The following is a 20,916-nucleotide window of genomic DNA, read 5'->3' on the forward strand; positions in this document are numbered from 1 at the left end:
GTGCGGCGCCCTGTCTGGTGATCTCCTCCGCCGAATACAATGTCTGTTAGTGAGAGGATACGATGGTCGTCCGACACGCTGCGCTCAAAACATTAGGGTTCGCTATCACCGGTGCGTGGTTGCTCGCCGGATGCTCGTCCGAGCCGGAGGACGACCCAGTCTCTGAGGAGAGAACACCACCGATGCTGGAATGCGAAGCGCTCGGCTACCCCTGCAGCCTGGCTGAAGAGGGTGTTGAGCGGCGAGCGCAAAGCGAGGCCATTGGCCACCAGATCATCGAGAGGCAGCGCGAGGGACAGTCCACTCAGGAGATCCTCGATTGGCTCGTGGACGAGGTCGATGTCGCTGAGGCGGTGGCTGGCCCGACTAGCCTCTGGTTTCGACTCCCGGAGGGACGCCGTACCTGGGTGATGAATTCGCTCCACAATCCAACGGCCATCCGAGCATTACCTGATTCGGAAGAAACTCTGGAGATGTCCCTCTCTCAGGCCCGCCAGAGCTTGTTGAGTGATCGGGAAGACGTGGTCCATCGCGATCGGATGGCCCCCTATCCCAAACGGGCGCGTATCGTATCGCCTTATGGGCTGGCTTCTGCCCAGCCTGCCGTTGACGTGCTCAAACAGCTCGAAGACTACGAGGTCGTGGAGTATCTGGTGGGCCCTCAACCTTCTCTGCAAAATTTTCTGGGATGGAGCCGGTACGACCTGATCCAGGTTTCGACGCATGGAGACGTCATTTGTGTGGGGGAGGACGGCGTGTTGGTGGGGCGCCTTGACCAACGCGAGGTGGTAGTAGGAGGTTTCGGCGAGGATGACGACGATATCTCTTTGGCCGACGCCCGGTGCTCTGCCATCATTTCTACGGGGCTGCGTCTCAATGAGCCCCCGGATTTGCAATGGGAAGTCGTATCCGGTGGCGAGCACGCCCCGACACTCACGCTCCACGGGATGAAGGCGAGATTTCAATCCGATGTAGCTTCAAGGTTCACCCTTGAGGCAAAACTCACCGACGCCTCCGGGCCTTGCATGACCGTGGAGCGGCGCGTCTGGGTCGCGGAGACACGACCTTCGATCATGGAGGAGGGCGATCTGTGGACGAGACCCGGCGTGCCCATCACCCTGAGCATTCCGGGTATCACGCCGCCTTTAGCTACGGCGCCCCGAGACGACATTAAGTCCTTACCCGGGGTAGAAATTGCGCTGATTCCACCAGGGTTAGGAGGCGAATCCAACTGTCTCGCTGAGGATAAATGCGCGACCGACCGAGTCGTGATGCTGACCCCGGACTTCTTTCGCCAGCAGTATCCCCAGGGCACGTTGGAGAATAAGTTCATCTTCTTTTCGGGCTGCAAAACCTTTCGACATCAAGGAGGGTTCGCCTTTCCCTTTGCCGACGGAAACAACACGGTTCTCGGGTACGACGACTTTGCCTCGACCAATTCAGGGGTCGAGATCTCAACCAGGCTCTACGCAGCGCTAGGAACAGAGGGTCTTCCCTCCTCGGTGGCCGTGGACCGAGCCCAGAATGGGCCGGATCGTGCGCTTTATTGCGTGAATGCTGACGGTACCGAAGAGTACACAAATACCACGTTGTTAGCCGCCGGAGGCACCGATCAACGCATTCGCGAGATCGTCAAACTGCACGATGCCCACACCGGGGAGGCGTTTGGCCGCACGGTCGACTATGGCCGCATTCGCGACGGCAACGACTTGCGTGTGAACGTCGTCGTGGATGGCATTCCCGAAGATGAAGAGCGTCTTGACGAATTCGTGCTGACGCTTGAACTGGATGGCCGATCCATCCCGACACGTTGGACGCTGGTGGAAGACGCCGAGAAAGTGTCCCCGACAAGCTATCGCTTCGCGCTGACAACACCTCTTACAGGGGGGTTCGATGAGCTCTCGTACGAAGCCGCCCTTATTGTGCACCTGGCCCTTCCCGGCGGAGATGGTAAGAGCATCGCCCGGGTCAAAGTGTTGAGTGAAGCAAGAGTCTGTGATGGGCAGGGCTACGCAGAGATGTCCGGGTCCTATCTGCACGTGCCGGTTTACGAAGGGCAGCCGGTGTCCGGCGCGGGGGAGGCGGCGGGTTGCGGCACGACGGTCGACCCGATGGGCCAGGATGGGAGCCTGGTGATTCGTGTGGGGCCGCAGGAGAGCTGCGCCACGCTCACCATTCTTAACTACCAGGGACCGGGAACCTATACGGGAGACCAGGTGCGCCTCAAGCTCACACGTCTGGGCGATGATAATGAGCTTTATATGTCGGATTATGGAATTTGCCCCGGCTCTAAGTCGGTCACGATTCAAGCGTCCGACTCCGGCGACTATTTCACCGGCCACTTCTCCGCCACGACCGATCTTGCAGCCGGGGATTGCTGCGGGATTCCAGAGGGCTGTGGATCCTATGTCAACTCGCTCCGAGGCAGCTTTGAAGGGCCTATGAGGAATTTTACTTATAATGAATGGGGATGCGAATGATGGAGCGGCGTAAGAGTCGCGGTAGCGTCGCAGGGTACTCAAAATAAGAGCGCCCCCAGGCTTGCCGTCCGTGGGCTCTCATTTTTATACCCGCGCGCAAAGGCTTCGAACGCCTCAAGGCCCCGACGATAGGGTTGGACCATCACGCACCACTCAAAACGGCGCTCCCCGCTAACATGACTTGGGTTGGGTTGGTCCGTCTCTCAGTCGGCATTTCCCCCTGGGTATTCATGGCAGGGGGATGAATGCGCGACGAGGCTCAGGAATGCCTGAGGATGTCCGTGTCTCGGACGGTATGCAACGCAAAAACGTGGGGGGGTAAATGGGCGTTGAATGCGCCGGCGTAAACCACCATGATCCGTGGAGAAGGACCCCGGCCTTTCACCTCAATGACTGGAGTTAGCGCATGACCCGCAAGCCCAAAGCGTTTTTCGATATCCCGGATGCGTTGCCGCGCAATGACGAGTTTTTTGAGACGCTGGCCCTTGGAGAGGGGCTGCGCGTGGAGCGGATCATCTCCCACGGACACCGCACACCCGAGGGCGCGTGGTACGACCAGGAGCTCGATGAGTGGGTGTTGCTTATGCAGGGCGAAGCCACGCTGGAGTGGGAGGACGGCACGCAGACACAACTGGTGGCGGGGAGTGCGGTATTCATTGAGGCGCATCGACGCCATCGGGTGGTGGCGACAAGCAGCGAACCGCCCTGTGTGTGGCTGGCGGTGCACGGCAAGATGAAGCCGGCTTAAGGGCTGAGGATGGTGGGGGTGACGGGGAGGAGGGATGTGCCGACGAACCTCATGCTGAAAGGGCGACGTCGATGTCTCGGACGGACATGAGAGGCGATTTTTTTGCGAAAGCCCGACGACCTACCGGTCACGAGGTGGCCGGTGGTCGTCGGGAGCGTCTGGTGTGATGCGCGGCTGCTTATTCGGGCGGATCGACCTGCTTGAGCCACCTTTTGACAAGACCACCCGGCGCAGTGCGCAGTCTCACACGGTGCTGATTGCGCACGATACCAGCGAGTTGTTGTTTGCACTTCACGACGAACTCGCGCGCGAAAATCTCTCACATCTTCGAGCCAATCAGCAGGGGTTTTGCGGGTACGCTTCAGTTAAATAATCGAAGTCCACACGCACCGTTGAGCTCTCGGCGCGCCCTAAACACAAGGCCCACACGTCTCACCGAGCGCGTCGTCTTCGGAGCGCGCGTTTCAAGATCCGCGCCCCCCGAATCGAGCTTCGCTGTCCCGAGCACCTGCCCGCGGCCAATTCTCCCGTGCGCTTCGACGTCAATGTCGTCGAAGTCTGCGAGGTCCGCACGCCAAAAGGCAAAGCTCCGGTACGCTGGCTGCCCGTCACCGCCCGCGCGATCGACACCGACGAGAACTGCGGTCACATCGTCGACCTGGACCGCGCCCGCTGGCAAATTAAGGAGTATTTTAAGTCACTTAAGACCGGTTCAACCTACTTAAATTCGCAGCATCGAAGCGCCCATACTCGGCTTGCCACATTGAGCGTAAAGGCGATGGTCGCCTGGAATCTGTTTGTGATCCGCTACCTGGTCGCAACCACGAAGACGTCGAAGGCTGCGGCTGGATCACACCCACACAACTTACGATTCTGAGGATGAAACGCCCCAAAATTATGAAGCGAAAAGCCACCGCCGGACGCATCGTGGCCGCGGTCGCCTCGCTCGGCGGGTACATCAAAAACAACGTCCCGGCATGCTGACAGGCGCTGGACTTATCTGCTGGAGTTGGAAGAGTTTTTTTTGATCGCGAGGCAGATGATGAAGGAGATATGATCAATCATGAGGGGCGCCCTCCCCACGCCGGCATCACCAACCCAAACGCCCCCCACCTGCTCTCCAACACCGCCGGCCAGTGCGCATCGACCAGCCCCCCCCGGGGACGTGCGCGGTCGACCAGATGCCGCCTAATCACCAGGACGATGCCTTCACCCATCCCAAACAAGGGCAGGATCTCCAGGATTAGTTGCAGTAAAATGTACTTTCATAAGCCCCGACTGATCGCGCTAAAAATCAACAGCATCTCGATCAATCACACGCCCGAATCTCATCCAACCTCTGAAGTGTGTAATCAGGAGAACGCAAATGCCCCCTCAGCTTAGGTTGTATTTCCCCAGAAAACACAACACAATCCCCACGCTCTAAATCCCTGAGTGCTTGATACGCTTGACTATCTGCCGGAATTCCGTCGGACAAACGCAAAAGCGACAACCCCGCCCGAAACTCCATCTGATAAGCACCAATTCTTCGGCCATCATCGGCACCAATTATGACTGACGCATCTTCTGCACCTCCAGATATACGCTGAACTACACCTTTCCACCCCTCCACCCTATTATTACGTTTAGACCAAAACTGCTCAGACCACTTCTCTGCACTCTGAACCACTTCCGCCTTACGAAGCTGATTATCCTCTTTCTTCCAAACATTAAACCTAATTTGATGTTGACGGATAAACAACCTTTGCTCATCGGGGCCGGGAAAACGATTCAGCAACTCCTGTTGGTACTCCTCCCATCGTTCTTCCTGGCTCGATCCAGTGCTCTGGTCAGCCTGCTTCGCCAGGGTCGACTGCCCCTCTTCACCATCTGCGGGTGGAGCAACAAGCTGGCCCACAACGCCGCACACCATGCACGAAGAAAACGCAACCGCAAGACCAATCAGAACATTCCTTTTCACGGACTTCTTTTCCACATTACTCTCCATAAAAATATTAACTTTAAGGCATCACCAACCGAAACACCCACCCTACTGCCCCCACCCACTTGCTCTCCAACACCGCCGGGCCGCGCTCATCCACCAGCTTACCGGGCAGGTTCGCGTCGTCGTTCAGCTGCTGGCGCCTGACCAGGGCGCTGCCTTCGTCTTTCCTGAACAAAGGCAGGATCGCCAGAATAAGGTGCAGGTACGGGTTCATCGGAGAGCCCCAACTTATCACGCCACGCGTTCACCTCGCTAGCAGTGGGTTGGTCCGGCGCTCCTCTTCGAGCGGCGCCCGACCAGACCCCGGCGTCGCTGCCTGCTCGCCCACCAGGTCGTCGACTTCGACGCCGAAGGCTTCGGTGAGCTCGGCCAGGCAAGCTCGGGGCCCTCACCATAACGCTCCCAACGCAACACCGAGAGAAGTGAACGCCAGACGTCTCCGCCAACTCCTTCTGCGTTTGCGCTGCACGCTAACGCGGAGAGTTCCGCTTTGCTCCATCCAAGCACTGGCTCCCCTGACAAACACCTGCATTAGGCCGGCAGATGATCAGAAGCCTAACGCACTTGTAAGAATTTTCATTATTCCCCTCAAAACTCGCGACAGCTCACGCAGACCTGCAAGACGCCGGGCATCCCACGTATCACGCCTCACGATATGCGGCGTACCTTCAACACCCTGATGCTCGAAGCCGGTGTGGAAAAGCACGTGCTCCAGGCGATGACCGGGCACTCGACCGACGAGATGACGATCCACTACTCGCACATCTCACTCGACTACAAGTCGGGCGCCCTCAACCGGATGATCGAGCATTTAGGGCAAACGCCGGGGTAAACATTACCCCCCAAACGAAAAAAGGCCCCACCGGAGTGAGGCCTCTTATCGCTAGCTATAGCGCTGAATTGTTGCTATGGGCGTACCTGGATTCGAACCAGGGACTTCTTCCGTGTGAGGGAAGCACTCTCCCGCTGAGTTATACGCCCCGCGTCGGGCATTCTGAGTAACACGACCCCTGAAACCCGACAAGCCCTTTTTCTTCTTTTTCTGAAAAAAAATCGAGGCCCCATGCCCCCCACCAGACTCCTGATCGTCGGCGCCGGCTACACCGGACTGGAAATCGCCAGACAAGCCAACCACTTAGGCTTCGAACTCCACACCACCACCTCGAATCCGCAGCGCCAGCGGGATTTGCAAGACCTGGGCGCCACGGTGTTGGAATGGGATGCTCTCGGCGATCCGAGCGCACTTCTCCCTCACATCGACGCCGACACCGCGCTGATCTACTCGGTGCCCCCCCTCTTTAAAGAGCATCAGCCCGCTACATCCCCCGAGCCCGCCCGACATGTCGCCCCGGTGCTCAACCTGCTCCAGGCCGCCAAAGACCAAGGCTGCACCCGCTTTGTGTACCTCTCCTCCACCTCGGTCTACGGCGACTACCAGGGGGCCTGGATCGACGAAGCCGCCGACCTGCACCCCAACCGCGACCAGGGAAAGATGCGCCGGGACATCGAAGAGGCCCTGCTAAAGGCGCCCGGGGTCACCACCAGCACGCTGCGCATCGTCGGCATCTATGGTCCCGGCCGCACGATCCTCACCCGCCTCAAGAGCGGGCGCTACGCCCTGGTCGACGGGGGCAAAAAGATCACCAACCGCATCCACGTCGAAGATCTTGCCCAGGCCGCACTGGCCGCCGCTACCCGTCACACCCATAACTCGCGAGCCTACAACGTGAGCGACGGCGAGCCCTTTGCGGTCCATGAGCTGGTGAGCTTTGTCTGTGAGGCCACCGGTCTCCCCATGCCCGAGAGCATCAGCCTTGAAGACTACGCCCTCACCGCCTCCCCCCTGGCCGTGGGCTTCTGGACTCACAGCGCCCGCGTCGACAACACGCGTCTCACCGAAGAGCTCGGGGTAAAACTGCGCTACCCCAACGTATTTGCCGGCTATCGCCCGCTTCTCGAGGCGTTCAATCAGGCCCCGGACCTCCCCTGACTCGCACGCAGCCACTCTCGTAAGGAGGGGGCCGCGACAGGTCGGCAGAAGTTGGAGAAGCCCCCCTCGGTGTTCATTTTTTCTCTGGGAGCGGTCACCGGTCGCGAGCCAGCTTCAGCCGCGTGCGTTTCGCCGCGGCGGCACCATCCTCCGATCTCCTCGCCGGTTTTCCCACACTGTGGGAAAAGCGGGCCCAGAGCGTCGCAGGTCGCCCTGGCCGGTGACTCCTCCCTCGACCGAGTTCCCCGGAGTCCTTATGAGCCTGTGGCAACGCCTTCGCGACTGGCTTCACACCGACACCCAGCCCGACTCCACGCCCACGCCGGCGCCCGACTCCGCACCGCCCTCGTCTCCCCCCTCCGCTACGCATAACCGCCGCTTTACCGCCTCGCTGCGCACCCACACGCCAGCGCAGAGCCTCCGACGCACCCGTAGCGCCCGCCTCAAGCGCCACGGGCTCCCGCTCTGGCGCAACGACCAGGCCCTGGCTGCCGATCTTGACCTGAGCACGCCCGAACTCTACCACTTTGCCTGCCACCGCCTGGCCGATCCCCACCGCCACTACATCAGCTTCAACATCCCCCGACGCAGCGGCGCCTCCCGCGCGATCCTCGCCCCCCTGCCCCGCCTCAAAGCCCTGCAACGCCGCCTGCTGGCCCTGGCGCTCCACCGGCTCCCGGTGCATGACGCCGCCCACGCCTTTGTCCCCGGGCGCTCCATCGCCACCAACGCCCGCCCCCACCTGGGCAAGGCCTTTGTGCTGAGCCTGGATCTCAAGGACTTCTTCGGCAGCCTCCACCTGGGCCGCGTGCGCGGCTACCTGCTGGCGATGGGCTATGGCTGGGAGGTGGCCTCCACCCTGGCGCTCTTATGCACCGAGGCCCCTCGCCAGCCGGTGCAGGTCCAGGGCGAAGTGCGCTGGGCCCCGGTAGGCTCGCGCACCCTGCCCCAGGGGGCGCCGACCAGTCCGGCGCTGGCCAACGCCATCGCCTACCGCCTGGACCGCCGCCTCAACGGGCTGGCCCGCAGCCTCAACCTCACCTACACCCGCTACGCCGACGACCTGAGTTTCTCAGGCGACGATCCGCAGGTGCTCGGCTCACTGCTGCGCCTGACCCACCAAATCGTCGTCGAAGAAGGCTTCGAACTCGCCAGCCACAAAACCCGGGTGCAGCGCCAGGGCCAACGCCAACAGGTCGCCGGCGTGATCGTCAACCAGGTGCTCGGGCGCTCCCGCCAGGAGCGGCGGCGGCTCCGCGCCGCCATCCATCGCTATGCCCGAGCCCAAGCCCGAGGCGAATCCCACCCGGCCTGGCGCCTGGAACTGGAGGGCCGCCTGGCCTTCCTCCACATGCTCAACCCCGCGCAGGCCCGGGCCCTGTCCAGTGGGCTGCCTGATGAGCCGCCCGGGGCCAGCGCTCGCTGAGAATCGCGATCAGACGCACCAGCTCCCCATCGACGCGCCCCCCCAGGGTTTCGGTCTCCAGCACCGCCTGAGCCACCCAGATGGCATCGCGGGCGCTCTCCGCATCGGCCACCCCGCGAGCAACGGCCCGCGCCGCCCAGCGGCGCTCAGCCCGGTGACGCCCTCCCAGCCCCGGCATCGCCTGACGCACACACTGGCGCGCGCGACGCCCGGCCAACTGCTCTTCCCCCAAACAGAGCGCCTCACAGGCCGCCCGACGCACGTACCACGCCGGCGCGCGCAGCAGGGCCCCAATCCAGGCCTCATCCAGCAGGTAGGCCGGCAACGCCTCCACCAGAAAGAGGCGCGCCAGCGGGTTCTTCTCCAGCAGGCGCCCCGGACGCCAGCGCACCTCCGCGTCGAGCCCACTCAAGATACGCACAGCCCGCTTTGCAAACGCTCGTGGCGCGTCGAGCTCCCCGCGATAATACTGCGTCAGACGCTCCATCGTGCGCACCACCTCCACCACCCCAAAGCGCGGGGTCTCGGTGAGCTGGCGAGCCGCCATGCGATCGATGAGCTCCCGATCATTGGCCTCCATCGCCCGGGCCAGCAACCGGGAGTACCCCTGCACCGCTGTAGGCATCACCCGCTCGGCAAACACACCGCGAACCAACCCGGGGTAGCGATCGTAGAGCGCCACCGCCGTCGCATCACTCAAGGGGTGAACCTCCGCCTCATCCCCCACTCGCCCCAGCAGCTGCAGACGGCGGCGACGCGAGCGGTCGGCGAGTTCGTGATCGTGGAGTAGCCCAACCACTTCGCGTTCGTAGGCGGGCTGGGAACTCCACTGCCTCAGCACCTGTGCCCACACTCCCCACCAATTCCGACGGGCCATCTCATCGAGAAACGCCCGCATCACCGCCGCACTCCCCACCCCACGAAAGACCTCTCCCAGGTGGCGACGCACGTAGGGCATCACATCGACCTGACGGGTTCGCACCAGCATCAAAAAGACCTCCCCCTTCTCCTCAAACATCCCCTGCGGATGATGCTCCTCCAGCCAGCCCACCAGCTCCGAGGGATCGCCCACATGGTGGGCCATCGCCTCCACATCCCGGCGCCACTGCGCCGGAGAGACCTGCAAGCGGTAGAGTTCCCGGGCAAAGGGCCAGTCTCCGCGTCGCCGGGCCTCGCGCCGCATCTGAATCCAGAGGCGACGCCGATGCACCGGCACCCTGGCGAGCCGGGCGGCGATGTAATCACGGGCCGCTTCGGCGTCGGCCTCATAGAGGCAACGCGCGCTGGCCTCATTGAGTTCAAAGGGCTGATCGTAGCGCTCAAGCACGCGCAGCCGCGCCCCCCGCCCACGGGCATCCACAAAGTGCGCGCAGAGCTCGCCACGCCAGCGCCCCACCGCCCGGGGCCCGATGGGCTCGCCATCACTCAGACGCCAGCGGTAGAGCCGACGAAACATCTCGGCATCTTCCAGGCTCTCCGCCAGCTGAAGCCAGCGCTCCAGCTCCTCCTCGTACTCTCCATGCCAGGGAGCGCTTCGCCAGGCGCCCCTTCCCGGGTCGTAACCCGCGCTGCGAAAGCGCCGTAAAATAAATCCGCGAAAGAGCGCTCGGTGACGTCGGTAGAGCGCCGGCCCCCACAGCCCGGTCAGCAGCCCAAAGGCCGGCTGACGCTCGGCCAGCGCCTCCATCGTTGCCAAAAGCCCGATGTCATCGAGGTCCTCGCGGGCCAACTCCGCCTCCAGCTCCCGGGCCAGCCGTCGAGAGCTCAACCTCCTCCCGGGGTCTTTCTTCCTTTGCTCCGCTCCTTGTCGCGCCATGGACTGCGCCTCCTGCGCTCGCATCGGATCTGCCCCGCCGCCCCCCAAAAAAAGAAACGGGGCGGCCTCATCGGCCGCCCCGCTCCTCTCGTGATGCTGCGCGTCGCGCTTACTGGTCGGCCAGGTAACGCTCAAGACCGCGGTTGGCCTGGGTGAGGTTGGGGGTAATCAACTTCACCACAAAGCTCTCCACCGCGCTCCCGATGGCGCCCGCCCCCAGACGCGGCACCCCGGGGATCTTTCTGGCATCGACGGTCAACTCCCCATCGATCACCACCTCGGTGCGGCCATTGCCCTTATCCACATAGGTCGTGATGCCCTTGCAGGTCACCGCTTCCGGCAAAAAGCCCACCTCCATCACCCACTCCACCTTCCATTCATCCAGGTGCCAGGTGGCGTTATCGGTCCACTCCAGCATCTCCGGCTTAATGAACTTCTGAGCCAACTTCGGCACTTCATCGGCGTTGGCCTTCCAGAAGTTAACCACCTTGAGCGTGCTGTCGTCGATCTCCTGACGATCCTTGACCTCAATGGTCTGAATATCCGGCAGGTAGGGCACCAGCTCCACCATCTGGTCTTTGAAGGTCTCGTACACCTTCGCCCGGTCGTGGGCGACCTCATCAACAATATGAATCTTCGACATCGGCAAAGCTCCCGGAGCGCCGCTCCCGCCTGCAGCGGTACGCCACTCTCATCAAGAGGTTATCTGGGGCAAAGGCGGCATCCACGCACCTGAGAAAAAGCCCGTCGCTTCAGCTCCGTATACGGGCGATGCGGCGGGCCTCTCTAGGACAAGCGCGAGTGCTCAGCCCTGGAAATACTCGGCGTTCTTCTCGGTGAACTCCGACCACTTCGAGGGGAGCTCATCTTCTTCAAAGATCGCCTCCACCGGGCACTCCGGCTCACAGGCGCCGCAATCGATGCAGATATCTGGATCGATGTAGAGCTGAATCTTGGCCAGCTGAGCTTCTTCGCCCGCCGCCTTCAATTCCTGAATCTCTTCAACCGGCATCGGCCCGTGGATGCAATCCACCGGGCAGACCTCCACGCACGAGGTATCGCAGTAGCCGACGCAAGGTTCGGCGATAATGAACGCCATAAATAACTCCTTCTTACAGCCATGAGGATGGTGAGCGGGCGCTCCTCTGCGCCTACATCGGCCCCTATGATGACCACTCTCAACCGTAGGTCAACCGATTTTAAACGCCTCCACCGGCGAAGTTGTCGCACGCCTGTGTCGCACTCGCCACACAGCCATCCAACCGACCACCAGAAGCACCCCACCGAAGTTCCCCGGAGCCCCGGAACTCGCGCATCCACAGCCCTCTTGCTCCCCGTCCTCGTCGCCCGCGCCACCGCCCGAGTCCGGCGGCGTGCCACCGCTGCCATCATCCGAACAGCGCTCGGTGGCATCCGGCGTCGACTCCCCATCGCACTGCCCTGACCACCAGCCCTGCTCACAGCGCTCCACCCCACGCTCACAGGCAGCCCCTTCCAACGTTGCCTCGCGCCCTGAGTAACAGGGGCGCTCATCGCCCTCCTGACAGCCGAGCGCCGGCTCCAGACACGCCAGCGAAGGCCGCGCCGGGCTCCAGATCGGGCAGGCCTCCGTATTGACGAGCACCGCCCCATCCGGGCCCACCTCCGCGCCCAGCGAGCCGTAGGTCGGGTAGGTATGCCCCACCCCATAGGTATCCGTGGCCGCAAACACATAGCGATGACAACCCGGTTCCCGCGCCACATCCAGGCGCAGCTGCCCGCCCACAAAGGGGTTCTCGGCATCGCGCCCCGTCCACGCCCCCGGCGTGGTCAGGCTCATCGCCTGGCATCCCTCTTCAAACACCACCGCGCTGGACGACGGCGGGCCGTTAGGCTCGACGTAGAGCATCGAGAAGGTCGCCTGCCCCGGGGGCGTGGCCGCCCCAAAGGGAGAGCTGCCACCGCCCCCAAACACCATGTGAATCCCGTCGACGATCGCCGGCAACCCACGCGCCGACTCCCCTCCGACCCAGCCCACGTAGTTCTCCTGGCCACGGCGCACCAACGCCGCACCCATCATCGAATGCTCCCCGGCGATCACCCCGAGCTCGGCACGCACCACACTCAGCGCCAGCGCCTCCAACTCAGCGGCCCCCACCGCCTCGGCGCTCTCGCTGCGCAGCCCCACCTCGTCATGAGGTACGCCGCTGGCCAGCCCAAAGAGTCGCCAGCGCTCCTCGGCCTCGCTCGTACCCGAGGACTCCTCACAGCTGACCACCTCGCCAAAACACGCCACCTCCCCGTCGACAAGCCCCACCTCGCAACAACTCTTCGCCGGCGGCAGCTCCTCCTCCTCACTCGGGCACACACAATCGCTCTCCAGAGTATGGCGCCCCTGCCAGCGCGCCATCTCCGTAAAATAGGGGTCCACCAGCGCCGGAAGCTCCCCCAACGGCCCCAGCACCCCGGCGGCTCCCGGATCCCGACGCGCCAGGTTCCAGACGTGAGCCAGTCCCCGCTCCTCATACGAGGGCATGCTCTGAGAGCTCTCCCCACCAAAATAATACGCCGGAGTCGACTCCCCCAGAGTCTGCTCCACACGCCCCACGCTTGAGTCCTCGGCCCCTCCACATCCCTGACTCGCCACCAGCGCCGCCACCAACGCCACCTTCCTCGACGTCTTCATCTTCACGCTCCTCTCCTCAACCCGGGTTGAGATCGATGCCCATCTCTCGAAATTGCGCCTCGGCCTGCGCCGCCCAGCCACGGTTGGCCATCGGACTCGCCGGACTCGGATGGAGCACTCGACCAATCGAGCCCTGATACTCGCTCCCCTTAAGCGCGCGCTTGATGCTCTTCTCGGCAAAGGTGCCCACCCCGATCACCCACTGCGGCTCAAAATACGCCACCAGCTCACGCAGCGCCCGATCACAGGGCGGCAACACCTGCGCCTTCTCCGCCTTTCGCAGCTGCGGCGGCGTGCGGTTTTTCCCGTCTTCATCCAGGATCAGCAGGGGGCAGTAGTTATGCACAAAAAAGGTCTCGAAGAAGCGCTCCGCACTGCCAAAACGATCCTGCGCCCAGCCCCACAGACGGCTCCCGCTGACCTCACTGCGCGTACACTCAAAGCCATCCACCGGACGCTTCGGATGAAGATCATCCGGACGCCCCACCGGCGCCTCCACCCCCATCCAATCCCGCACGTAATCCACTGCCCCAAAGGGCACCCCCACCTGGGCCATCCCCCAGGGCCCCGGGTTCATCCCCACCAACATCACCGGACGCGGCCTACGCTGTCCGTAGCGCTCCAGATAGAGCTTATGCGGCTCCCAGGCGTACTCCAGCGGCTGATAGGCATGACTGATCGGCGGCTCAAACTCCACGCCGCGCAGCTCTTCGACCAAACGCTCACTGATCGCGATGGGGTTCATTCGACCTCCCGGGACATCTCCAAAATCAACTCAAAATGCTCCCGACTCACCGGCATCACCGATAAGCGGGGGCGCTTCACCAACACCATCTCCTGCAGCGCCTCGGTGGCTTTGATTCGGTCCAGCCCCACCCGATTGCGAAGATGGCGCACGTAGACCAGATCCACCGCCACCCACCGGGGAGCATCAGCCCGCGACTTCGCATCAAAATAGGGACTCCCCACATCGAACTGACTCGGATCAGCGTAGGGACCGCTGGCCACCTCAGCCACTCCCACCACCCCGGGCGGCCTCTCCCGCGAATGGTAAAAGAGCACTCGGTCCCCCACCGCCATCTCGTCGCGCATAAAGTTGCGCGCCTGGTAGTTGCGAACCCCCTCCCACGACGTCTTTTTCAGCTCTTTTAAGTTGTCGAGCGAGAACTCATCGGGCTCACTCTTGACCAGCCAGTACCGCATCATCGCTCCCACAGAACCCTCTCGGAGAACTCACACCGCGCTGGCGCTCGCTATAACACGGCCTAAGTGCCGCTTCCACCTCCCTGTTTCCCCCTGAATTGACATGCTCTCGGCCCTGCGCCTACACTCCGGGCGCCGTCTCTCCATCGCCCCCTTTCGGGCGCTCTGGTCCGACTAACGGTGCGGGATCGGTGCCTGATGGTTCCGACATCCCGAACCTCTCTGTCCCCTTATTGCCTTTTTAAACTCGTTTTTTTTTGCCTCGGCCTTCCCGAGGGCCCGCTCCTAAAAAGGAGGGCGTCTTGCGCACCATCAAGATTCTTATCATCGACGATGATAAAGACATCTGCGAATACATGCACCTGTTGCTCAGCCAGAGTGGCTACCACGTTGAAACCGAGACCAGCCCCGGACGCGCGCTGGAACTCCTACGCGAAGAACCCTTCCATGTCGTCGTCCTCGACATCATGATGCCCGAACTCAACGGCATGGAAGTCCTGGAGGAAATTCGCAAGTTCGACAGTGATATCGCCATCATTATCTTCACCGGTTACCCCTCGGTCGACACCGCGGTAACCTCCATGAAGTACAATGTCAGCGACTACATCAAAAAGCCCTTCGACGTCGACGAGTTCAACCAGACCCTGGAGAACATCCTCCGCGACAAGGGCCTGCTCATCGACCCCGAAGAGCAACTCCTGGTGACCATCGGCCAGAACATTCGGGCCGCCCGCAAAGATCGCAGCCTCACCCTCAAACAGATGTCTCGTCGCACCGGACTCTCGGTGAGCCTCCTCTCGCAGATCGAGCGCGCCGAATCCAGCGCCTCTGTCTCCAGCCTCTTTAAGCTGGCCCGAGCCCTGGACTGCTCGCTCACCGAGTTTTTTGGCAACTACTGACATCCCCACACCCGAGCACCCGATGAGCCGCGGCGACGACGACACCATTCGCCTGGAGGCCGCACAACTGACCGACGTGCTTCCTCTTCGCACCCGGGTGCTCCGCCCGCACCTCCCTCCCGGGACACTCGCACACTTTCCCGGCGATGACCTCCCCCAGACCCGGCACTTCGCCGCCTGGTCCGGCGAGGAGGTCATCGCCGTGGCTTCGTTCTATTTGAACACCCTGCCTGACTCCCCTCAGGAAGCCTGGCAGCTGCGCGGTATGGCCGTGGCCCCCCATTTCCAGGGCCGCGGCTTCGGCGGCCGACTCCTCCAGGTGGCCCTGACCCACCTGGCACTGGCTCGCCACCAGACCCACCACGTCTGGTGCAACGCACGCCAGAGTGCGCAGGCCTTCTATCAACGCCACGGCTTCCAGGTCATCTCCGCGCCCTTCACCATCGAAGGCGTCGGCCCCCACGTCAAAATGTCCCGCACTCTGCCGACGCTCTTGGCCTGACCCCTCTCCCCTGACGCGTCAGCGACGCCCCCCATCACACGCTCAACAGCGTAATCTCCACCCGCGTCCCCAGCCCCGCCTCACTGCTCAACGTGAGCGTCCCGCCAAAGCTCTGCACCAGGCGCAATGAAATCGGGAGCCCCAGCCCCGTCCCCTTCTCCGGCCCCTTGGTCGTAAAAAAGAGCTCAAACACACGCGACAGCGCCTCCGGCCCCATCCCCACACCGGTGTCTTCCACCTCCAGGGCCACCCGTCCCTCATCGGCCTCGCCACGCACCTGCACACGACGGGGCCCCGACTCCCGGGCCATCACCGCGTGGATCGCGTTAAGCAGCAAATTTAGGAGCACCTGGGTCAGTCCCGACCGGGTCGCGCGCACACGAATTCCCTTCGCCACGCGAACCTCTAGCTCGACGCAGCCCTCCGCATACATACGCGCCATGCGAAGCGCCAGCTCCAGACTCTCATCGAGCCACACCACGTCCAGCGCCTCCTTCTGCCCCTCCCCCCGCGAAAGCGCACCCAGATCCCGCACGATATCCCGCATACGTAACGCGCCCTCGCTGGCATCTTCCAGCGCTCCCCTCACTTCACGCAGCTCCTCCTGCCACTCGATCGGCGCGCGCGTTTCGTCCTGAACCGAACGCTCTAAGAGCCCCTGCGCGAACGCCATGCTCGCCAGCACATACGCCAGCGAGTTGTTGATCTCATGCCCCACCCCGGCAGCCATCGCCCCCATCGCCGCCAGACGCCCCAGGCGCTCCATCTCCTGCGAAGTCTCATGACGCGCGCGCTCGCGACCCGGCCTCTCCCTCCGCATCCGCCGCAACTCCAGCGCATCGACCACCGCACAGGCCAGCTCCCCCAGCAGATGCTCTTCTTCTTCGCCAAGCCCCGCCCGAGGACGCACATCCAGCACACAGATTGTCCCCAGCCGATGCCCGCCCTCACTGATCAGCGGAGCCCCGGCGTAAAAACGCAGCTTCGGAGTTCCGACCACGCTTGCATACCCGCAAAAGCGCTCGTCACAGCTGGCGTCCGGCACCACCATCACCCGGCGCTCCAGAATGGCAAACTTACAAAAAGACGCATCCAGCCCGGTCTCCTCCACCTCCAGGCCCACACGCGCCTTGAACCACTGACGGTCCCGATCCACCAGCGAGATCAACGCCATCGGCGCACGCATGAGATGCGCCGCCAACCTCACCAGGCGGTCAAACTCCGCCTCCTCCTCACTCCCCAAAATCTCGTAGCGATGCAGCGCCTTGAGTCGCTCACCGCTCCTTGCGTACTGGTCTGCCTCTCTATGTCCCACATCGTCCTCAGTGACCGCAGCGATACATCCCCCTCAACTTAAAGCTTAAGGCAGCGCGCCCTGTCAACCACGCCCTCCCACGCAAGAATTGCAGGACTGCCGGCCGGCGGTGCCTAGTTTCGGCCCCGCAAACCTGCACCGATTCCCCTGCGTCGGATGCCCTACTTTCGCCCCCTCTCTCGCCGGAGCGTTCATGTTGTCCTTCGACCGCACCATCGACACCCGACTTGACCCCGAGCTTCTCTGGGAGCTTGTGGTCGAAGCCTTTGAAGATCCGGCCAACAGCCGCATCTGGCCCATCGAACTCGATGAGGTCTCCCCCATCACGCTGCGCCCGGGCGCCACCCTCTCGGCCACCTACAGGTTCGGCCCCCTGCACACCCACCAAAACTACATGATCACCGAAGTCGTCGACGGGCAGAGCCTCTCCTACTGCTCCCAGGCCTCCCACCCGCTCAAAGGGGGCGCCACCCTCAGCGTGCTCGAGAGCCTCAAGGGCAGCCAGCTGCGCTGGGTGGGCTCTTACCGTCCCCGACTGCACCCACTGGCCCCGGGCGCCCTCCTCTTTGTGCGGCTCTACTTTCTCAACGCCTTCTTCGCTCGCCTGGAACACCGCCTCCGACTCCAGGAGGAGCTCCTCGATCATCAACCCCAGGCCACACGCGTCTAAACCGCACGCCCGGCTATCAATCCCTCTTGCCCGCACGTTGCGCTCCTCGCTAGTCTGCCCGATGTGAATACCTCCACCCCACAGACCTTAAGCGACCTGCTTAAACGCGCCCGCGCCATCGCCGGACTCACCCTTGGAGAACTCGCCAGCGGCCTCGGCGAACAACCACCGGCGACGCTGCGCCGAGATAAGGGATGGGTGGGACGCATGCTGGAGCAGGCGCTGGGCGCCGACGCCTCCACCGCCCAGGCACCCGACTTCGCCGCCCTGGGCATCGAACTCAAAACCCTCCCGCTCACCCCGGAGGGGCGCCCCCTGGAAAGCACCTTTGTCACCTGTGTCGAGCTCGCCGACCCCGACGCCATCAGCTGGGAAACCAGCCACGCTCGCCAGAAACTCGCCAGGGTGCTCTTTATCCCCATCCTCACCCATCGCCGCACGCCTCCCGGCGAGCGCCTCATCGGCCAACCCCTGCTCTGGACCCCTTCCCCCGACGAAGAGGCCCGGCTGCGCAACGACTGGGAGAGGCACATGCGCACCATCCGCCAGGGCTACGCACACGCCATCACCGCCGAAGACGGCGACGTCTTGCAAATCCGCCCCAAAGGCGCCCGGGCATCCAGCCGCGTCTGGGGACAGGGCCCCAGCGGAGAGCTTGAGCTCATCCAACCCCGGGCCTACTACCTTCGCCCCTCATTCACCGCCGAGATCATCGCGCGCAGCTTTGCCTTAAGCACCGCCAGCTGACCCCCTCCGCGTCCCTCCCATCTCGCTGCCCCCCTCCCCCTGACGCGCCACCCCTTCGACCAACGCCCGCAACTGCCGCGCGTCAAAAGGCTTGATCAGCAGACGCTCGGGGCGCTCCTCCACAAAGCCCTGCGCCTCCTCGGTATAGAGCCCCCCGCTGATAAAGCCCATCCGCAACGCCTGCTCCGGATAACGCTCCTGCATCACCTCCAGAAGCGCCATCCCGCTCATCTGCGGCATCATCAAATCGCTGATGATCGCGTCAAATCGCTCTCCTTCGTCCAGACGCTCCAGGGCCTCCTGCGCGCTCGTCGCCAAAAAGACGTCAAACTCCTGTTTGAGCAACCGCGCGATCACCTCCACAATCGCCAGCTCATCATCAATCACCAGCACCGACCGACGACGCTCCGGCGACACCGCCTCTCCCCCCTCTTCCTGCCGCCCCTCCGCCGGAAGCACGATGCGCACTGTAGTACCAACCCCCTCCTGACTTAACAGCGTGAGCTCGCCCCCCAGCGCTTCCGCAATAGCGTGGCTTGAATAGAGCCCCAGACCGCTCCCCTCCCCGACTTCACGCGTGGTGAAAAAGGGCTCGCGTGCCCGCTTTCGCACCCCCTCCCCCATCCCGGTTCCCCGGTCGCGCACCGTCACCACCGCACGCCCACCTGCCTCCTCGGCCAACACGATCTCCACCACCTGACGCTCTTCACTGAGCCCCTCCACCGCCTCGGCGCTGTTGGTCAATACGTTCACCAGAGCCTGCACCAGACTTCCCGCAGCGCCATCCACCCACAACCGCGCCCCCGCCGCGACCCGAACATCCGCCTTGAACGAACGCTCCTGACGCACCAAGCGCACCGCCGTGTCCACGATCGCCCGAAGATCATTCGCCGGGGCCTCGCTCCCTCCCGACCAGTTCACCCCACGCAGGCGATCCACCACCGCCCCAATCCGCGTCGCGCCCTCCCGAGCCGACGCAAGCATCTCCTTCTGCAACTCCGGACTGACCTCCTGACCCGCTCCACGCAACAAAACGTCCAGGTTGCTCGTCACCACCGTCAGCGGATTATTGATCTCGTGGGCCAGACCACTGGAGAGCGTCCCCAGCGACGCCAGACGATCGGCCATCGCCAGCCGCTCCTCCATCAGCTCCCGCTCCGTGATATCGCTGAGCACCCCGTACCAGCGCAGCCCCTCAGGCCCCTGCTTCGCGCTGGCATGCCCCGACATCCACCGCACGCATCCCTCGTCATCGATCATCCGGAACTTCCCTCGCCACAGATCCCCCGGGCGGTCGTTATCCTCCGCCTCCAACCTGGCCAGGTCTTCGGACACCACCCGCAACAGGGCCCGCTCCGGTGTCTCACTGAGCTCGCGCAGCTTCTCAAACCCCGGCAACTGCCCCACCCTTAGATAGGGCACTTCAAACGAGCGATCCGCCCGGCGCTCCAGCTGAAACACGATCGCTGGCATATGCTCGTTGATCTGGGCCAGCACCTGATCGCGCTCATGGATCTGCTCGGCCAGCGTGCGCACCCGGGTGATGTCACTGGCCAGCCCCACCACATAAAGGCGCCCATCGCTCCCTTCGATGCGCACCCGGGTCACCTGAAACCAGCGCGATTCCCCGTCCGCTCGGATCCACTCTTCCTCCCGGGCCAGGGGCACGCCACTTTGCAGCACCGCCAGAAACCCCTGCTCCTGGTGACGAAAGTCCTCCGGCCCGATCACCACCTCGCTCACGCCCGTCCCCAATAACTCCTGCTCACTCAGGCCCACAAAGGTGCTGACAAAATCATTGCAGAACACCATCCGTCCACTGGCATCCCGAATAAACACCGCATGCGGCAACACGTCGATCGTCTTACGAACCAGCTCCATGGCGTGATCCACATCCGACCGCCGATCCAACCGACGGGCCAGCGCGTGCAGGCGCAACTTCAGCCGCTCACTCGCCAGCTCCGGACGCCACGAGAACACATCATCGGCTCCGGCCTCATACACCGGTCGCCAGAACGCCTCCTCCAGCACCTGCTCTCGGGCACCGTACACCCAGATCCGGGTAGGCTGCCCCTTCAGCGCCGCACGCAACGCCCGCACCGCTTCGGTGGCCAGCTCCGGATCATCGGCGCGCACCAAAACCACATCCGGCGCCCCACCCCCCACGATCACCGCCAGCAGCTCCTCCAGCGCCTCGAAGACCCGATGACGTAACCAATGCTCCTCCCCGTCGCCCACCTCGGAACGCCGCACCCGAAATTGCAACAGCAACTCGGCGACGTTCAGAAAAAAGCTCGGCTGCGTCATCAGGGCAAACCCCCGCGAACTCAGGGGCCGACGCTGCCAGTATCGCTCAGGCCTTGGACTCATCAGATCCGCTCATCACCGGAAGTCACGCTCTCATCAACGCGTACGCACACCACGCGCCACAACACTGCCCGCATGGGTTTGCCTCTCTCTGCCAGGGTACC

19 protein-coding genes, 1 tRNA gene and 1 pseudogene are annotated in these 20,916 nt (G+C 63.2%); 10 read left to right on the forward strand and 11 right to left on the reverse strand.

The genetic code is table 11. The features are described 5' to 3' along the window. The first annotated feature begins 62 nt into the window (after positions 1 to 62). The 3 genes from DL240_RS11255 to DL240_RS11270 all read left to right on the forward strand — a co-directional run bounded on the left by DL240_RS11255 (position 63) and on the right by DL240_RS11270 (position 4,105). Positions 63 to 2,480 (forward strand): hypothetical protein, encoded by a 2,418-nt coding sequence (locus DL240_RS11255; protein ID WP_111729991.1) that lies wholly within the window; start codon positions 63 to 65, stop codon positions 2,478 to 2,480. Positions 2,481 to 2,886: 406 nt separating this feature from the next. Next, positions 2,887 to 3,228, forward strand: coding sequence for a cupin domain-containing protein (locus DL240_RS11260; RefSeq protein ID WP_111729992.1), 342 nt, complete (start codon positions 2,887 to 2,889; stop codon positions 3,226 to 3,228). Between the two features lie 529 nt (positions 3,229 to 3,757). Continuing rightward, entirely contained in the window at positions 3,758 to 4,105 is a 348-nt protein-coding gene (locus tag DL240_RS11270; RefSeq protein ID WP_111729994.1) for a hypothetical protein, read from the forward strand. Between the two features lie 432 nt (positions 4,106 to 4,537). Here DL240_RS11270 and DL240_RS19630 read toward each other — a convergent pair whose 3' ends face one another. Together DL240_RS19630 and DL240_RS11275 are read right to left on the reverse strand one after the other, a co-directional pair. After that, positions 4,538 to 5,203: a hypothetical protein gene (locus DL240_RS19630; RefSeq protein WP_146618253.1), complete on the reverse strand. Its 666-nt coding sequence runs from the start codon at positions 5,201 to 5,203 to the stop codon at positions 4,538 to 4,540. A gap of 25 nt (positions 5,204 to 5,228) precedes the next feature. After that, positions 5,229 to 5,426 (reverse strand): hypothetical protein, encoded by a 198-nt coding sequence (locus DL240_RS11275; RefSeq protein ID WP_111729995.1) that lies wholly within the window; start codon positions 5,424 to 5,426, stop codon positions 5,229 to 5,231. Between the two features lie 393 nt (positions 5,427 to 5,819). Here DL240_RS11275 and DL240_RS11280 point away from each other — a divergent pair. Further along, a pseudogene (locus DL240_RS11280) lies at positions 5,820 to 6,044 on the forward strand (tyrosine-type recombinase/integrase); the annotation flags it as partial. Between the two features lie 77 nt (positions 6,045 to 6,121). Here the strand turns inward: DL240_RS11280 and DL240_RS11285 are convergent. Then, positions 6,122 to 6,193 (reverse strand) — tRNA-Val (locus DL240_RS11285). An 82-nt stretch (positions 6,194 to 6,275) separates the two neighbouring features. Between DL240_RS11285 and DL240_RS11290 the strand changes: the two genes are divergently transcribed. Further along, complete coding sequence (locus DL240_RS11290) at positions 6,276 to 7,202, forward strand: NAD-dependent epimerase/dehydratase family protein (protein WP_111729997.1); 927 nt, start codon at positions 6,276 to 6,278, stop codon at positions 7,200 to 7,202. A 256-nt stretch (positions 7,203 to 7,458) separates the two neighbouring features. Further along, positions 7,459 to 8,628: a reverse transcriptase family protein gene (locus DL240_RS11295; protein WP_111729998.1), complete on the forward strand. Its 1,170-nt coding sequence runs from the start codon at positions 7,459 to 7,461 to the stop codon at positions 8,626 to 8,628. Here the strand turns inward: DL240_RS11295 and DL240_RS11300 are convergent. From DL240_RS11300 to DL240_RS11325, 6 genes are all read right to left on the reverse strand, one after another. Next, positions 8,558 to 10,396 (reverse strand): hypothetical protein, encoded by a 1,839-nt coding sequence (locus DL240_RS11300; RefSeq protein ID WP_111729999.1) that lies wholly within the window; start codon positions 10,394 to 10,396, stop codon positions 8,558 to 8,560. The two genes, DL240_RS11295 and DL240_RS11300, sit on opposite strands and share 71 nt — an antisense overlap. Before the next feature lie 157 nt (positions 10,397 to 10,553). Next, positions 10,554 to 11,087 (reverse strand): DUF2505 family protein, encoded by a 534-nt coding sequence (locus DL240_RS11305; RefSeq protein ID WP_111730000.1) that lies wholly within the window; start codon positions 11,085 to 11,087, stop codon positions 10,554 to 10,556. Between the two features lie 162 nt (positions 11,088 to 11,249). Beyond that, positions 11,250 to 11,543 carry a 4Fe-4S dicluster domain-containing protein gene (locus tag DL240_RS11310; RefSeq protein ID WP_111730001.1) on the reverse strand — a complete coding sequence of 98 codons (294 nt, stop codon included), beginning with the start codon at positions 11,541 to 11,543 and terminating at the stop codon, positions 11,250 to 11,252. A gap of 90 nt (positions 11,544 to 11,633) precedes the next feature. Beyond that, positions 11,634 to 13,109 (reverse strand): MYXO-CTERM sorting domain-containing protein, encoded by a 1,476-nt coding sequence (locus DL240_RS11315; RefSeq protein WP_111730002.1) that lies wholly within the window; start codon positions 13,107 to 13,109, stop codon positions 11,634 to 11,636. 16 nt (positions 13,110 to 13,125) lie between these two features. Continuing rightward, positions 13,126 to 13,854, reverse strand: coding sequence for a uracil-DNA glycosylase family protein (locus tag DL240_RS11320; RefSeq protein WP_111730003.1), 729 nt, complete (start codon positions 13,852 to 13,854; stop codon positions 13,126 to 13,128). Beyond that, entirely contained in the window at positions 13,851 to 14,312 is a 462-nt protein-coding gene (locus tag DL240_RS11325; protein WP_111730004.1) for an EVE domain-containing protein, read from the reverse strand. Before DL240_RS11325 ends, DL240_RS11320 begins: the two co-directional genes overlap by 4 nt. A gap of 302 nt (positions 14,313 to 14,614) precedes the next feature. Here DL240_RS11325 and DL240_RS11330 point away from each other — a divergent pair, with 302 nt between their 5' ends. Both DL240_RS11330 and DL240_RS11335 read left to right on the forward strand, forming a co-directional pair. After that, positions 14,615 to 15,211 carry a response regulator gene (locus DL240_RS11330; protein WP_111730005.1) on the forward strand — a complete coding sequence of 199 codons (597 nt, stop codon included), beginning with the start codon at positions 14,615 to 14,617 and terminating at the stop codon, positions 15,209 to 15,211. Positions 15,212 to 15,233: 22 nt separating this feature from the next. Then, the gene (locus tag DL240_RS11335; RefSeq protein ID WP_111730006.1) at positions 15,234 to 15,713 is read left to right on the forward strand and encodes a GNAT family N-acetyltransferase; all 480 of its coding nucleotides are present in this window, start codon (positions 15,234 to 15,236) and stop codon (positions 15,711 to 15,713) included. Between the two features lie 34 nt (positions 15,714 to 15,747). On the opposite strand, the gene DL240_RS11340 is transcribed toward DL240_RS11335, so the two are convergent. Continuing rightward, on the reverse strand, positions 15,748 to 17,028 hold the full coding sequence (locus tag DL240_RS11340; RefSeq protein ID WP_111730007.1) for a GAF domain-containing sensor histidine kinase: 1,281 nt from the start codon (positions 17,026 to 17,028) through the stop codon (positions 15,748 to 15,750). Between the two features lie 193 nt (positions 17,029 to 17,221). Between DL240_RS11340 and DL240_RS11345 the strand changes: the two genes are divergently transcribed. Both DL240_RS11345 and mutH read left to right on the forward strand, forming a co-directional pair. Then, positions 17,222 to 17,698, forward strand: coding sequence for an SRPBCC family protein (locus DL240_RS11345; protein ID WP_111730008.1), 477 nt, complete (start codon positions 17,222 to 17,224; stop codon positions 17,696 to 17,698). 63 nt (positions 17,699 to 17,761) lie between these two features. Continuing rightward, the gene (mutH, locus tag DL240_RS11350) at positions 17,762 to 18,445 is read left to right on the forward strand and encodes a DNA mismatch repair endonuclease MutH (RefSeq protein WP_199589796.1); all 684 of its coding nucleotides are present in this window, start codon (positions 17,762 to 17,764) and stop codon (positions 18,443 to 18,445) included. Here the strand turns inward: mutH and DL240_RS11355 are convergent. Then, positions 18,428 to 20,815 carry a PAS domain S-box protein gene (locus DL240_RS11355; RefSeq protein WP_111730010.1) on the reverse strand — a complete coding sequence of 796 codons (2,388 nt, stop codon included), beginning with the start codon at positions 20,813 to 20,815 and terminating at the stop codon, positions 18,428 to 18,430. The two genes, mutH and DL240_RS11355, sit on opposite strands and share 18 nt — an antisense overlap. Positions 20,816 to 20,916 lie beyond the last annotated feature (101 nt).

Origin of the sequence: Lujinxingia litoralis, assembly GCF_003260125.1 — a bacterium.
Lineage (GTDB): Bacteria > Myxococcota_A > Bradymonadia > Bradymonadales > Bradymonadaceae > Lujinxingia > Lujinxingia litoralis.

Coding starts and splice junctions, on each gene's coding strand:
- DL240_RS11255 (WP_111729991.1), top strand. CDS start 63: ATGGTCGTCCGACACGCTGCGCTCAAAACATTAGGGTTCGCTATCACC.
- DL240_RS11260 (WP_111729992.1), top strand. CDS start 2,887: ATGACCCGCAAGCCCAAAGCGTTTTTCGATATCCCGGATGCGTTGCCG.
- DL240_RS11275 (WP_111729995.1), bottom strand. CDS start 5,426: ATGAACCCGTACCTGCACCTTATTCTGGCGATCCTGCCTTTGTTCAGG.
- DL240_RS11290 (WP_111729997.1), top strand. CDS start 6,276: ATGCCCCCCACCAGACTCCTGATCGTCGGCGCCGGCTACACCGGACTG.
- DL240_RS11295 (WP_111729998.1), top strand. CDS start 7,459: ATGAGCCTGTGGCAACGCCTTCGCGACTGGCTTCACACCGACACCCAG.
- DL240_RS11305 (WP_111730000.1), bottom strand. CDS start 11,087: ATGTCGAAGATTCATATTGTTGATGAGGTCGCCCACGACCGGGCGAAG.
- DL240_RS11310 (WP_111730001.1), bottom strand. CDS start 11,543: ATGGCGTTCATTATCGCCGAACCTTGCGTCGGCTACTGCGATACCTCG.
- DL240_RS11315 (WP_111730002.1), bottom strand. CDS start 13,109: ATGAAGACGTCGAGGAAGGTGGCGTTGGTGGCGGCGCTGGTGGCGAGT.
- DL240_RS11320 (WP_111730003.1), bottom strand. CDS start 13,854: ATGAACCCCATCGCGATCAGTGAGCGTTTGGTCGAAGAGCTGCGCGGC.
- DL240_RS11325 (WP_111730004.1), bottom strand. CDS start 14,312: ATGCGGTACTGGCTGGTCAAGAGTGAGCCCGATGAGTTCTCGCTCGAC.
- DL240_RS11335 (WP_111730006.1), top strand. CDS start 15,234: ATGAGCCGCGGCGACGACGACACCATTCGCCTGGAGGCCGCACAACTG.
- DL240_RS11345 (WP_111730008.1), top strand. CDS start 17,222: ATGTTGTCCTTCGACCGCACCATCGACACCCGACTTGACCCCGAGCTT.
- DL240_RS11355 (WP_111730010.1), bottom strand. CDS start 20,815: ATGAGTCCAAGGCCTGAGCGATACTGGCAGCGTCGGCCCCTGAGTTCG.